The sequence below is a fragment of the Streptomyces sp. CNQ085 genome (assembly GCF_022614595.1).
GTDB lineage: Bacteria > Actinomycetota > Actinomycetes > Streptomycetales > Streptomycetaceae > Streptomyces.
Genome location: NZ_JAJFAU010000148.1, coordinates 1 through 12,308, shown reverse-complemented (window position 1 = coordinate 12,308; position 12,308 = coordinate 1). Strand labels below are relative to the sequence as shown.

General features: G+C 72.8%; 12 protein-coding genes and 1 pseudogene. 5 read left to right on the top strand and 8 right to left on the bottom strand.

Features of this window, described 5'->3' with window-relative positions; translation table 11 throughout:
- Positions 1-841: ROK family transcriptional regulator (locus tag LJ221_RS20320; RefSeq protein WP_241718165.1), on the bottom strand; the 841-nt coding region annotated here is incomplete at its 3' end.
- A 391-nt stretch (positions 842-1,232) separates the two neighbouring features.
- Here LJ221_RS20320 and LJ221_RS20315 point away from each other — a divergent pair.
- A complete protein-coding gene (locus tag LJ221_RS20315; protein ID WP_241718164.1) occupies positions 1,233-2,711 on the top strand; it encodes a trehalase family glycosidase in 1,479 nt (492 codons plus the stop codon).
- Between the two features lie 42 nt (positions 2,712-2,753).
- Here the strand turns inward: LJ221_RS20315 and dusB are convergent, their stop codons facing one another.
- From dusB to LJ221_RS20300, 3 genes are all read right to left on the bottom strand, one after another.
- Positions 2,754-3,896 (bottom strand): tRNA dihydrouridine synthase DusB, encoded by a 1,143-nt coding sequence (gene dusB / locus LJ221_RS20310; RefSeq protein WP_374228518.1) that lies wholly within the window; start codon positions 3,894-3,896, stop codon positions 2,754-2,756.
- A 75-nt stretch (positions 3,897-3,971) separates the two neighbouring features.
- The gene (locus LJ221_RS20305) at positions 3,972-4,286 is read right to left on the bottom strand and encodes a hypothetical protein (RefSeq protein WP_241718162.1); all 315 of its coding nucleotides are present in this window, start codon (positions 4,284-4,286) and stop codon (positions 3,972-3,974) included.
- Positions 4,287-4,537: 251 nt separating this feature from the next.
- On the bottom strand, positions 4,538-5,920 hold the full coding sequence (locus LJ221_RS20300; protein WP_241718161.1) for a glycine--tRNA ligase: 1,383 nt from the start codon (positions 5,918-5,920) through the stop codon (positions 4,538-4,540).
- Positions 5,921-6,083: 163 nt separating this feature from the next.
- On the opposite strand from LJ221_RS20300, the gene LJ221_RS20295 reads away from it, so the two are divergent.
- The 4 genes and pseudogenes from LJ221_RS20295 to LJ221_RS20280 form a co-directional block, all read left to right on the top strand.
- The gene (locus tag LJ221_RS20295; protein ID WP_374228517.1) at positions 6,084-7,130 is read left to right on the top strand and encodes a metal ABC transporter substrate-binding protein; all 1,047 of its coding nucleotides are present in this window, start codon (positions 6,084-6,086) and stop codon (positions 7,128-7,130) included.
- Positions 7,131-7,141: 11 nt separating this feature from the next.
- Positions 7,142-7,945, top strand: coding sequence for a metal ABC transporter ATP-binding protein (locus tag LJ221_RS20290; RefSeq protein ID WP_241718160.1), 804 nt, complete (start codon positions 7,142-7,144; stop codon positions 7,943-7,945).
- On the top strand, positions 7,942-8,862 hold the full coding sequence (locus tag LJ221_RS20285; protein WP_241718159.1) for a metal ABC transporter permease: 921 nt from the start codon (positions 7,942-7,944) through the stop codon (positions 8,860-8,862). Before LJ221_RS20290 ends, LJ221_RS20285 begins: the two co-directional genes overlap by 4 nt.
- Before the next feature lie 127 nt (positions 8,863-8,989).
- Positions 8,990-9,394 (top strand): annotated as a pseudogene (locus tag LJ221_RS20280) (Fur family transcriptional regulator); the annotation flags it as partial.
- Between the two features lie 22 nt (positions 9,395-9,416).
- Here the strand turns inward: LJ221_RS20280 and LJ221_RS20275 are convergent.
- The 4 genes from LJ221_RS20275 to LJ221_RS20260 form a co-directional block, all read right to left on the bottom strand.
- Positions 9,417-10,274, bottom strand: a complete 858-nt coding sequence (locus tag LJ221_RS20275) for an isoprenyl transferase (RefSeq protein ID WP_241718158.1) — start codon at positions 10,272-10,274, stop codon at positions 9,417-9,419.
- Positions 10,275-10,365: 91 nt separating this feature from the next.
- On the bottom strand, positions 10,366-11,115 hold the full coding sequence (gene recO, locus LJ221_RS20270) for a DNA repair protein RecO (RefSeq protein WP_241718157.1): 750 nt from the start codon (positions 11,113-11,115) through the stop codon (positions 10,366-10,368).
- A 65-nt stretch (positions 11,116-11,180) separates the two neighbouring features.
- Complete coding sequence (locus LJ221_RS20265) at positions 11,181-11,876, bottom strand: TerB family tellurite resistance protein (RefSeq protein ID WP_247720264.1); 696 nt, start codon at positions 11,874-11,876, stop codon at positions 11,181-11,183.
- Positions 11,877-12,118: 242 nt separating this feature from the next.
- Positions 12,119-12,308 (bottom strand): alpha-isopropylmalate synthase regulatory domain-containing protein (locus LJ221_RS20260; RefSeq protein WP_302852044.1); only part of this gene is annotated, 190 nt, incomplete at its 5' end.

Genomic DNA, 12,308 nt, shown 5'->3' with positions numbered 1-12,308 from the left:
GCCTGACGGTGAGCGGCGCCCGGCCGCTGGCGACCGCCGCCAGGCAGCCGTACGAGCCGCACACGCACAGCGCGTCGGGCCGGTCGTGCAGCCTGATGTGCCCGATGTCCCCCGCGCCGCCGTCGATGCCGCGGTACATCTCGCCGTCCACCACCAGCCCCGCGCCGATCCCGGTGGAGACCTTGACCAGCAGGAAGGCGCCGCAGTCACGCCAGCCGGTGCGCTGCTCGGCGTACGCCATGAGGTTGGCGTCGTTCTCCACCAGCACCACGGGGCCCTCGCCGCCGGCACCGGTGCGCCGCAGATACGCCCGCCGCATCCGCTCCGGGATCGGGTAGCGGTCCCAGCCCGGCATGATCGGCGGCTGGACCACCTGGCCCGACTCCCGCTCCACGGGCCCCGGCACCGACACCCCGATGCCGCAGACGTCCTCCGGCGCCGCCCCCGCCCTCTCCAGCAGCGGCGGGAACCACCTCGCCACCCGGTCGATCACGTTCTCCGGGCCGTCCTCGATGTTCAGCGGCCCGGTGTGCTCGGCCAGTACCCTGCCGTTGAGGTCCAGTACGGCGGCCAGCCCGTGCCGGGTCTCCACATCCACGGCGAGGACCACGGCGTGCGAGCCGTCGAACTCCAGGCGGCTCGACGGACGCCCGCCCGCCGGGCCGCCCGCGGGCACGGTGGCGCCGTCGCGGATCCAGCCCGCCCCGAACAACTGGTCGAGACGGTGGCCGACGGTGGATCGGGACAGTCCGGTGGCGCGCTGGAGTTCGCCGCGGGTGGTCGCCCGCCCGCTGCGTACCAGTCGCAGCAGATGTCCCGCGCTGGATTGATTCCCGGTCATACGGTCATCTTCTCCACACCCCCCGGCCGCCGCCGTCCCACCCCCGCCGAACGCCCTGCTCAGCCCGTTTCCGGTCGCCGGCCGTACCTGCTGGGGGCCTTTTCCCCGTGCCTGGCCTGTGTCGGGTCTCACAGCCTCACTTCTGCCTTTTCACAAGACAGAACCCTAGGCTTATGGAGGCGTAACCTAGGAGTCGTACGGACACCGGAGTTCTCGTGGAGCGCGTCGCCCAGTCCACCGACATCCCCATGCCCCCGCCCCTCCCCCGGGCCGGCGCCCCGGGGAGGCGGCCGCGGCTCGCGGCCGGGGGTCCGCGGCCCCGCGTACCGGGTCCTCCACCGGACTCCGCATCGGACCCCACCGTCCGCTCCGGCGCGGATTCGGCGGTCCGATGAAGCCCGTCCCGATCCCCCTCACCACGACCCGGCCCTTCATCCCCGCCCAGCGGCCGCCCGTCGGCGTCACCGCCGCCGAGCTGCGCCAGGCCGCTCGCCAGGTGCTGCTGCGCAACTGGACGGGCGCCTCCACCGTTCCCTCGCGCGGCCTGTACCCGCACCAGTGGAGCTGGGATTCCGCGTTCGTCGCGATCGGTCTGCGCCACCTGTCGGCGCCGCGCGCCCAGCGCGAGCTGGAGACGCTGATGGCCGCCCAGTGGGGCGACGGCCGCGTCCCGCACATCGTCTTCAACCCGTCCGTGCCGCTCGGCGCGTACTTCCCCAGCCCGGACTTCTGGCGCTCCTCGACCGCCGGAGCCGGGGCCGGAGCACCCGGGCACACCGAGACCTCGGGAATCGTGCAGCCGCCCGTCCACGCGCTCGCCGCCTGGCTGGTGCACCGCGCCGACCCGGCGACCTCGCGGCGGCGCGGCTTCCTCAGACACCTTTACCCCCGACTGGTCGCCTGGCACCGCTATCTGACCACCCACCGCGACCTGGGCGGGCACGGGCTGGTGTCGGCCGTCCACCCGTGGGAGCCGGGCATGGACAACAGCCCGGCCTGGGACGCCCCCCTGTCGCGCGTCGAGCCGGCCGACCCCTGCTCCTTCCGCCGCCGCGACCTCGACCACGGCCCGGCCGCCGACCGTCCCACCGACCTGGACTACGGCCGGTACGTGCGGCTGGCGGCCGACTACCGCGACCACGGCTACCGGGACGCCGACGCCCCGCACCCCTTCGCGGTGGAGGATCCCGGCGTCAACGCCCTGCTGATCACCTCCGAGCACGCCCTGGCGCGGATCGCCGCGGAGGTCGGGGTCCAGGGCCCGGAGTACGACCCCGGCGGGCACCGCGAACGGGCCGCGCGGCTGACCGCCGCCCTGGTGGACCGTCTGTGGGACGAGGAGAGCGGCATGTTCCTGTGCCGCGACGTGCGCGCCGGGCACCGCGGCGAGCCGATCCGGGAGCGCAGCGCCGCCGGAGTGGTGCCGCTGGCCGTCCCCGGCCTGTCGCGGCGAATCGTCCGCACGCTGCTGCGCACGGTCGGCGGCGAGCACTTCGGGCTGGGCGACACCGTCCGCCTGGTGCCCAGCTACGACCTGAAGGGCCACGCCTTCGACCCGTGCCGCTACTGGCGGGGGCCTGCCTGGTTCAACGTCAACTGGCTGGTGGAGCGGGGCCTGCGGCAGTACGGGCACACCACCCGGGCCGACTCCCTTCGCGTCGCGGTGCTGGCCTCGGCCGCGGCGTCCGGCTTCGCCGAGTACGTCGACCCGCACACCGGGACGGGCCGGGGCGCCCGGGAGTTCAGCTGGACGGCGGCCCTCGCCCTGGACCTGCTCTCCCGCGGCGGCGGCCGGTCCGCGGACCGCGCGGCGGTACGCACCGGGATGCGCGTCGCGGCGACGGTGCGCAGCGGCACGGCGACGGACTGAGCGGGGCCCGGGAGCGGTCCAGCCGCCCTCAGCCGCCCCTCATCAGCCGCCGGAGGTGTCCAGCTCGGCCCCGGCCGCGGCGCCCGCGCGGTCGTACGGGTCGTCCAGCCAGCCATCGGGCAGTGCCACCCGGTCACGTCCGGAGGTACGCCCGCGCGGGCCGTCCGCGCCCTTCGGCCACGGCTGGTCCGGGTCGAGCCCGCCCAGCAGCTCCTCCAGCTCGGCGAGCGAGGACGCGACGGCCAGCTTCCGGCGCATCTCGGAGCCGACCGAGAAGCCCTTGGTGTACCAGGCGACGTGCTTGCGGAAGTCGATCACCCCGCGCGCCTCGTCCTCCAGCCACTCCCCCAGCAGCCGGGCGTGCCGCAGCATCACCGCGGCGACCTCGCCCAGAGTGGGCTCGGCCCGCTCCGGCCTGCCCTCGCAGGCGGCAACCAGATCGCCGAAGAGCCACGGCCGGCCCAGACAGCCGCGCCCGACCACGACGCCGTCGCAGCCGGTCTCGCGCATCATCCGCACCGCGTCGTCGGCCGACCAGATGTCGCCGTTGCCCAGTACCGGGATCTCGGGCACGGCCTCCCTCAGGGCGGCGACGGCGCTCCAGTCGGCGGTGCCGCCGTAGTGCTGGGCGGCTGTGCGACCGTGCAGGGCGACGGCGGTGACGCCCTCCTCCACGGCGATGCGCCCGGCGTCCAGATAGGTGAGGTGGTCGTCGTCGATGCCCTTGCGCATCTTCATGGTCACCGGCAGCCCGCCGGCGCCGGTGACGGCCTCGCGCAGGATGGCCCGCAGCAGGTTCCGCTTGTATGGCAGCGCCGATCCTCCGCCCTTACGGGTCACCTTGGGCACCGGGCAGCCGAAGTTGAGGTCGATGTGGTCGGCCATGTCCTCGTCGGCGATCATGCGGACGGCCTTGCCGACGGTCGCCGGGTCCACACCGTAGAGCTGGATGGAGCGCGGCTTCTCGGTCTCGGCGAAGTGGACGAGCCGCATGGTCTTGGCGTCCCGCTCGACCAGCGCCCGGGTGGTGATCATCTCGCTGACGAACAGCCCCTGACCGCCGCTGTACTCGCGGCACAGCGTCCGGAACGGCGCGTTGGTGATCCCGGCCATGGGCGCGAGGACCACGGGCGGCCGGACCGTGTGCGGACCGATGGCGAGCTGCTGTGACATGGGAGAGGGCATCCTCGTCGTCGCTCGATGGCGGGGGCGATCCTCCATTGTCCCCCATCCGGACCGGTCCCCCGCGCCCCGTCCCGGTCAGTGCCCCAGGAAGGCGGGGGTGAAGACGGTGAGGAAACCGGCCAGCCCGATCAGCCCGAGGATCCAGGGCGCGGGGCTGAGCCGCTGCCCGCCGCCGCCCCGCGCGCCGTGCTCGGCCAGATGGTGCGCGGCCTCGGCTCGTGCGAGACCGCGGGCCGTGAAGCGGCGGTCGCAAGTACCGCATACGAGGTGGCGGCCCTCCCCCGCACCGCGGCGCGGACGCAGCTCACGGGTGATCCTCACCTCGTGGATGCGCCCGTCCTGTCCGCAACCGCTGACCGTGCCCGTGGTCACCGTGCCCGTCGTCAGCATCCGTCCCCCTTTTCGCCCTCCGGATCCCGTCCGTGTGTGCCCGGCCGATTCTGGGCGGCGGCGCGCCGCGGTGCCAGGATCGAGTGGGGCAGTGTTCGGCGGCGGCCGGTTTCCGGATCCCGGCAAGCAGGAGGCCGCCGGGTCGGCTTCACGGCCGCCCCGCCTTCCGGGGTGGTGAGGACGTGCGGAGGCCTCCGCCCCCGGTGCCGGGTACGGAGGCCTCCGTCGGCGGGTCGGCGCCGTGAGCGGACTCAGCAGCCGATCAGCCGGGCCGCGAGATAGGACTCGATCTGGTCGAGCGAGACGCGCTCCTGCTTCATGGTGTCGCGCTCGCGCACCGTCACGGCGTTGTCGTCGAGAGTGTCGAAGTCGACGGTGACGCAGAACGGCGTGCCGATCTCGTCCTGACGGCGGTAGCGGCGGCCGATGGCGCCGGCGTCGTCGAACTCGATGTTCCAGTGCTTGCGCAGTGTGTCCGCCAGGCCCTTGGCCTTCGGGGAGAGCTGCGGGTTGCGCGACAGCGGCAGGACGGCGGCCTTGACCGGCGACAGGCGCGGGTCGAGGCGCATCACGACGCGCTTCTCCATCTTGCCCTTGGCGTTGGGCGCCTCGTCCTCGGTGTAGGCGTCCAGCATGAAGGCCAGCATCGTACGGCCGACACCGGCCGCGGGCTCGATGACGTACGGCGTCCAGCGCTCGCCGGCCTCCTGGTCGAAGTACGACAGGTCCTGGCCGGATGCCTTGGAGTGCGAGTTCAGGTCGTAGTCGGTGCGGTTGGCCACGCCCTCCAGCTCACCCCACTCGCCGCCGCCGAACCGGAAGCGGTACTCGATGTCGGCGGTGCGCTTGGAGTAGTGGGAGAGCTTCTCCGCCGGGTGCTCGTACCAGCGCATGTTCTCCTCGCGCAGGCCCAGCCCGGTGTACCAGTTCCAGCGCTGCTCCATCCAGTACTCGTGCCACTTCTCGTCCTCGCCCGGCTTGACGAAGAACTCCATCTCCATCTGCTCGAACTCGCGGGTGCGGAAGATGAAGTTGCCCGGGGTGATCTCGTTCCGGAAGGACTTGCCCATCTGCGCGATGCCGAACGGCGGCTTGCGGCGCGAGGTCTGCTGCACCTGGGCGAAGTTGGTGAAGATGCCCTGCGCGGTCTCGGGGCGCAGGTAGGCGACCGAGCCGGAGTCCTGGGTCGGGCCCAGGTGCGTGGACAGCAGGCCGGAGAACTGCTTGGGCTCGGTGAACTGGCCCTTGACGCCGCAGTGGGGACAGTTGACGTCCGACAGGCCGGCAGCGGGGAGGCGGCCGTGCTTGGCCTCGTACGCCTCCTCCAGGTGGTCGGCCCGGAACCGCTTGTGGCACGAGGTGCACTCGGTCAGCGGGTCGGTGAAGGTGGCCACGTGGCCGGAGGCGACCCAGACCTCGGAGGCGAGGATGACCGACGAGTCGATTCCGACCACCTCGTCGCGCGAGGTGACCATGTGGCGCCACCACTGGCGCTTGATGTTCTCCTTCAGCTCCACGCCCAGCGGACCGTAGTCCCAGGCGGCCCTCTGCCCCCCGTAGATCTCGCTGCAGGGATAGACGAAGCCACGGCGCTTGCTGAGGCTGACGATGGTGTCGATCTTGTCGGCGGCCACGGTGCTCTCTTCGGTACAGACGACGGAATGCCTCAGGTTACCGGCGATGACGGGGGCGGGATCAAATCGGTTCGGGGTTCGGACGGAAGATGCCGGAAACCCGGTCGGCCCCGTTCACCGCGACCCCCATCTCATTTGACAATCATTTCCAACTAGGGTGAAAATGAGTGTCATGAACGCTCGAAGCCGCCCTCTCATACCCCGCCCCCGCCGCCGCGCCGCCTCCCGTACCGCACTGGCCGGAGCAGCCGCTCTGGGCATGTTCGGCCTGACCGCCTGCGGTGCGGGCGAGGCGGAAGGCACACAGGAGGACACGGGCGGCGGGGTGGACATCGTCGCCTCGTTCTACCCGATGCAGTTCCTCGCCGAGGAGATAGGCGGGGAGCACGTCTCGGTCAGCTCCCTGGTGGAGCCCGGCGTCGAGCCGCACGACCTGGAGCTGAGCCCGCGGCAGACCGCCGAGCTGGGCGAGGCGGACCTCGTCGTCTACCTCAAGGGGTTCCAGCCTGCCGTGGACAAGGCGATCGAACTGTCCGGCGTGGAGAACGTCGCCGAGGCGACCTCCTACACCGAGCCGGTGGAGCGCGGTTCCGGCCACGGGGAGGAGCACGGCGACGAACACGGCTCCGGCCACGAGGAAGAGGAAGAGGAAGAGGGTCACGAGGGCCACGACCACGGCGGCGAGGGAGCCGTCGACCCGCATGTCTGGCTCGACCCGGTGAAGTACGCCGAGGTCGCCGAGGGCATCGGCGAGGCACTGGCGAAGGCGGACCCGGGCCACGCCGACGACTACCGGAAGAACGCCGACGCGCTGGCGGGCAAGCTGGAGGGCCTGGACGCGGACTTCCGCGAGGGCCTGGAGAACCGCAGGACCGACACCTTCATCACCGCCCACGCGGCCTTCGGCTATCTCGCCGACCGCTACGGTCTCCACGAGGAGTCCATAGCCGGTCTCGACCCCGAGTCCGAGCCCAGCGGCGCGAGGATGAGGCAACTGCACCGGGTGGCCGAGGAGGACGACGTCGACACCGTCTTCTTCGAGGCGGCGGCCGGCGAGCGCACCGCGAAGACCCTCGCCGACGACCTCGGGCTGCGCACCGCCGTCCTCGACCCCGTCGAGGGGGTCACCGACGCCTCCCCGGGCGACGACTACTTCGAGATCATGCGGGCCAATCTCCAGACCCTGCGGCAGGCGCTCGGCGCCCGGTGAGGAGGCCGGCCATGACGGAGGATCACACCACCACGGCGAGGGCCGGGGCGGACGCGACGGCACCGGCGGCGGCGCCCCCGGTGCTGTCCCTGCGGGGCGTGACCGCCTCACTCGGGGCGCGGACGGTGCTGCGCGGCATCGACCTGGCCGTGGGACGGGGCGAGGTCGTCGCCCTGCTCGGCGCGAACGGCTCGGGCAAGTCCACGACGGTGCGGGCCGCCGTCGGCCAGGTGCCCGCCTCGGGCGGCGAGCTGGAGCTGTTCGGCACCCCGCTGCGCCGCTTCCGCGACTGGCACCGCGTGGGCTACGTACCGCAGCGCTCCACCGCGGCGGCCGGCGTGCCCGCGACCGTGCGCGAGGTGGTCGCCTCCGGGCGGCTGGCCCGCAGGCGGCTGGGGCCGCTGGGACGCGGCGACCGGGCGGCGGTGCGGCGGGCCCTGGAGCTGGTCGGGCTGGCCGACCGGGCGCGGGACTCGGTGAACGCGCTCTCCGGCGGCCAGCACCAGCGCGTACTGATCGCCCGCGCGCTGGCCGGCGAGCCCGAGCTGCTGGTCATGGACGAACCGCTGGCCGGTGTGGACCTGCTCAGCCAGGGCGTCCTGGCCGAAGCGCTGCGCGAGCAGACCGGCGCGGGCGCCTCCGTCCTGCTGGTGCTGCACGAGCTCGGTCCGCTGGCCCCGCTGATCGACCGCGCGGTCGTCCTGCACGACGGCCGCGTGGAGCGTGTGGAGGGCACCGCGCACCTCCACGACCAGGCATGCCACCCGCACGCCGACTCCCTGGCCGAACCGATCCGGACCGGACTGCTGACATGACCGAGCTCCTCCAGCCCGCCTTCATGCAGCGCGCGCTGCTCGCCGCGCTGCTGGTCGGCGTCGCGGCCCCAGCCATCGGCATCTACCTCGTCCAGCGCCGCCAGGCGATCATGGGCGACGGGATCGGGCACGTGGCCCTCACCGGTGTGGCGCTGGGCTTCCTGCTGAGCACCAGCCCGGTGTGGACGGCCGTGGTGGTCGCCTCGCTCGGCTCGGTCGCGATGGAGCTGATCCGCTGGTACGGCAGAACACGCGGCGACGTGGCCCTGGCGATGCTGTTCTACGGCGGCATGGCGGGCGGCGTCCTGATCATCAATCTGGCGCCGGGCGGCACCACGGCCGATCTCCTCTCCCCGCTCTTCGGCTCGGTCATGACCGTCTCCCCCGAGGACGTCACCGCCATCGTGGTGCTGTCCGTCCTCGCCCTGGCGGTCTCCTTCGGACTGCGGCGGCAGCTGTTCGCCGTCTGTCAGGACGAGGAGTTCGCCCGGGTCAGCGGGCTGCCGGTGCGGCTGCTCAACCTGCTGCTGGCCGTCACCGCCGCCGTCACCGTGACCGTGGCCATGCGGGTGGTGGGGCTGCTGCTGGTGAGCGCCCTGATGGTGATCCCGGTGGCCGCGGCCCAGCAGGTCACGCGCGGCTTCGCCACCACCATGGGGCTCGCGGTGGGCATGGGTGTGCTGGTCTCCGTGTCCGGAACCGCCACCTCGTACTACGCCGACGTGCCCCCCGGCGCCACCATCGTGCTGCTGGCCATCGTGCTGTTCGCCCTGCTGTCCGCCGCGGCCCCGCTGCTGAACCGCGCGCGGCTGAGGGCGCGGGCGCGGGACGAGGAGGGGCCCGGACCGGACGAGTGGGCGGAAGACCGGGAGGGGGCGGGCCGGAAGACGACGGAAGGCGTTACGGTCGTGCGGTGACCGGTGGCAGTCGGCGTACGGCGCGGCCGATGAAGCCACCGGTGCGGAGCGCGCCCGGCGGCGCCCGCCGCGCCTGGCACAATGGCCGATCAGCTACGCGAGGTAGCGCCGACTCTAGGAGGCAATGGTGGCGACCGCAGGTCCCCCCGTACGCGGCCGGTCGACCCGGCAGCGCGCCGCTGTGGCGGCGGCGCTCGGCGAGGTCGACGAGTTCCGCAGCGCCCAGGAGCTGCACGACATGCTCAAGCACCGAGGCGACTCCGTCGGTCTGACCACCGTCTACCGCACGCTCCAGTCGCTCGCCGACGCCGGCGAGGTGGACGTGCTGCGCACCGACGAGGGCGAGGCCGTCTACCGCCGGTGCAGCACCGACGACCATCACCACCATCTGGTCTGCCGCAACTGCGGCAAGGCCGTGGAGGTGGAGGGGCCCGCGGTGGAGAAGTGGGCCGATTCCATCGCCGCGGAACACGGCTTCGTGGACGTGGCGCACACCATCGAGATCTTCGGCACCTGCGGCGAGTGCGCCGCCGCGCTGTGTGCGCGCCCGGGCGTCAGGCCTGCGGCGGTACGGTCCCCTCCGGCCGCGCGGGGGCGGCCTGCGGGGAGGTCTCGACGGGCTCGGCGCCGCCGAAGCGGCGGTCGCGGCGGGCGTACTCCAGGCACGCGTCCCACAGGTTGCGGCGGTCGAAGTCAGGCCACAGCACGTCCTGGAAGACCATCTCGGCGTACGCGCTCTGCCATATCAGGTAGTTGGAGGTGCGCTGCTCGCCCGAGGGCCGCACGAAGAGGTCCACGTCCGGCATGTCCGGGTAGTACAGGTACTTCGCCACCGTCTTCTCGTTCACCTTCGACGGGTCCAGCCGCCCGGCCCGCACATCCGCCGCGATGGCCGCCACCGCGTCGGCGATCTCGGCCCGGCCGCCGTAGTTGACGCAGAAGTACAGCGTCATGGCGTCGTTGTCCTTCGTCTGCTCCTGCGCCACCTGGAGCTCCTGGACGACCGACTTCCACAGCTTGGGCATCCGGCCGACCCAGCGTACGCGGACGCCGAGCGCGTCCATCTCGTCGCGGCGGCGGCGGATGACGTCGCGGTTGAAGTTCATCAGGAAACGGACCTCCTCGGGGGACCGCTTCCAGTTCTCGGTGGAGAAGGCGTACAGGGAGAGGTTCCTCACGCCCATCTCCAGGCAGCCCTTGAGTACGTCCATCACGACGCCCTCGCCGACCTTGTGCCCCTCGGTGCGCGGCAGCCCGCGCTGCTTGGCCCAGCGCCCGTTGCCGTCCATCACGACCGCCACGTGCCTGGGCACCAGGTCGGCGGGGATGCTCGGCGGGCGCGCGCCGGAGGGGTGCGGTTCGGGGGTGAGGTACTCGCGACGCTGCCGGGACAGCATTCCGCGCCGTGCCATGCGGTTCATCTCCAGTCGGGCGGGAGCCGGGAAGGCCGCGCCCTGGGTGAGGACGGTGAAGGGATACCGGGAGCGTAACCGGTCCGCTCCCTCAGGTCTTCTCGACGTAGCGCAGGGAGCGCAGGCCCCGCTCCAGGTGCCAGTGCAGATACCCCGACACCAGTCCGCTGCCCTCGCGCACGTGCCGGGCCTCGGCCGCGTCGGCCGTCGCCCAGTCGCCCGTCAGCAGCGCGCCCAGCAGCCGTAGCGCCTCGGGGGACGGCACGACGCTGCCCGGCCGGCGGCAGTCGGCGCACACCACCCCGCCGGCGGCGACGGAGAAGAACCGGTTGGGGCCGGGCATCCCGCACTGGGCGCACGCCTCGAAACTGGGCGCGTAGCCGCCCACTGCCAGGGAGCGCAGCAGGAAGGCGTCCAGCACCAGCGCCGGGGCGTGCTCGCCGGCGGCGAGGGTGCGCAGGCCACCGATCAGCAGCAGGTACTGCTGGACGTTGGGCTCGCCCTCGTGGTCGGTGAACCGCTCGGCCGTCTCCAGCATGGCCGTCCCGGCGGTGTAGCGGGCGTAGTCGATGACGATGTTCCGCCCGTAGGGCGCGATGGTCTCGGTCTGGGTGCACAGCGGCAGACCGCGGCCGACCAGATCGCTGCCGCGCGCGAAGAACTGGATGTCGGCGTGGGAGAACGGCTCCAGCCGCGCCCCGAACTTCGACTTGGTGCGCCGCACGCCCCGCGCCACGGCCCGCACCCGTCCGTGCCCGCGCGTGAGCAGCGTGATGATGCGGTCGGCCTCGCCCAGCTTCTGGGTGCGCAGGACCACGCCGTCGTCGCGGAACAGGCTCATTCCCCCATTGTCCCCCACCCGTCCCCCGGCCGGGGGACGGGTGGGCCGGGCGGGGCCGGGAAGCGTCAGGAAGGAGTGGTGCGGGCGGCGTCCAGCAGCCGGTCGGTCTCCTCCCCGCACAGCCGCAGGGTCCGCCCGACCAGGCCCAGCGTCCTGCGCTCGCCGGGGGTGTACGGGCCGTCGGCGAGCGCGATACGGGCGCCCAGCAGCAGCAGGCTCTCGCGGCCGGGACCGGCCAGGTGAGGAGCGAGCGGGGCCAGGGCCTCGTGCAGTTCTATCTCCATGGTGACCCCCTCGGCTCCCACCGCCGCGAGCAGGGCGACCAGCTGCTCCTCGGAGCAGCCGGTGAAGCCGGCCGCCCGCACGCCCTCCACAGCCGTCTCCCGGGCCGACCGCGCCTCGTAGCCGCCCACCGTCAGCACCGCCAGCGCGACGGCGTGCACGGCGTCGCGGAGCATGGCGCCCAGCTGGATGGTGGTGGGGTGGTCGAGGGTGTCGGTGCCGAAGTGCCCCTCGCAGGAGGCGCACTCCAGGACGGGCCCGGCCTCGCCGCGCGGTAGCACGGGAAGACCGAGCACCACCAGGCGGCGGCGCCCGGTGCGGCGCCTGTAGTTGCGGTCGCCGCCGCAGGAGGGACAGAAGAACTCACCGTCGTCGACCGTGTGCCAGGCCGTGCGGACGCCCGCCAGCCGCAGTCTCCGGCCGTCCCGGCCCCGGGGGTGCACCACTGCCGTACCTCCGTCACGCTCCTGCGCCACCATTGCCGCGTGGGCGTGATGTTAACCACATCGATGAGGTGCCGTCAGTACCCCGGAAGGCACCGGTTCCTTCCCCCTTCGGCCCCTGCGGGCCGGGCCGGGGAGCGTACACGCAGGTCGGAAGGGGTCCCGCGGTCCCCGCGTGCCGGGCGGAAACCTTTGCGAAAGCATGGGGCGCCGAGGACACCCGGAGCTCTGCGGTGACCTCGTGGAGACGGGCGGAGCACGCCGCGGAGGGCGGGCCGTCAGCGGAAGGCGCGGTTGACGGCGGAGACGATCGCCCTCAGGGAGGCGCGGGTGGTGTTGGGGTCGATGCCGATGCCCCACAGCACCTTGCCGTCGATGGCGCACTCGATGTACGAGGCGGCCCGCGCGGAGGCGCCCTCGCTCATGGTGTGCTCGGTGTAGTCCAGCAGCCGGGCGTCGATGCCGATG

What these genes read in the sequence shown, in the direction of transcription:
- LJ221_RS20265 (WP_247720264.1), bottom strand. Translation starts at nt 11,876, where the DNA reads ATGGTGGCGCAGGAGCGTGACGGAGGTACGGCAGTGGTGCACCCCCGG.
- LJ221_RS20295 (WP_374228517.1), top strand. Translation starts at nt 6,084, where the DNA reads ATGAGTGTCATGAACGCTCGAAGCCGCCCTCTCATACCCCGCCCCCGC.
- LJ221_RS20285 (WP_241718159.1), top strand. Translation starts at nt 7,942, where the DNA reads ATGACCGAGCTCCTCCAGCCCGCCTTCATGCAGCGCGCGCTGCTCGCC.
- recO (WP_241718157.1), bottom strand. Translation starts at nt 11,115, where the DNA reads ATGAGCCTGTTCCGCGACGACGGCGTGGTCCTGCGCACCCAGAAGCTG.
- LJ221_RS20290 (WP_241718160.1), top strand. Translation starts at nt 7,142, where the DNA reads ATGACGGAGGATCACACCACCACGGCGAGGGCCGGGGCGGACGCGACG.
- dusB (WP_374228518.1), bottom strand. Translation starts at nt 3,896, where the DNA reads ATGCCCTCTCCCATGTCACAGCAGCTCGCCATCGGTCCGCACACGGTC.
- LJ221_RS20305 (WP_241718162.1), bottom strand. Translation starts at nt 4,286, where the DNA reads ATGCTGACGACGGGCACGGTGACCACGGGCACGGTCAGCGGTTGCGGA.
- LJ221_RS20275 (WP_241718158.1), bottom strand. Translation starts at nt 10,274, where the DNA reads ATGGCACGGCGCGGAATGCTGTCCCGGCAGCGTCGCGAGTACCTCACC.
- LJ221_RS20315 (WP_241718164.1), top strand. Translation starts at nt 1,233, where the DNA reads ATGAAGCCCGTCCCGATCCCCCTCACCACGACCCGGCCCTTCATCCCC.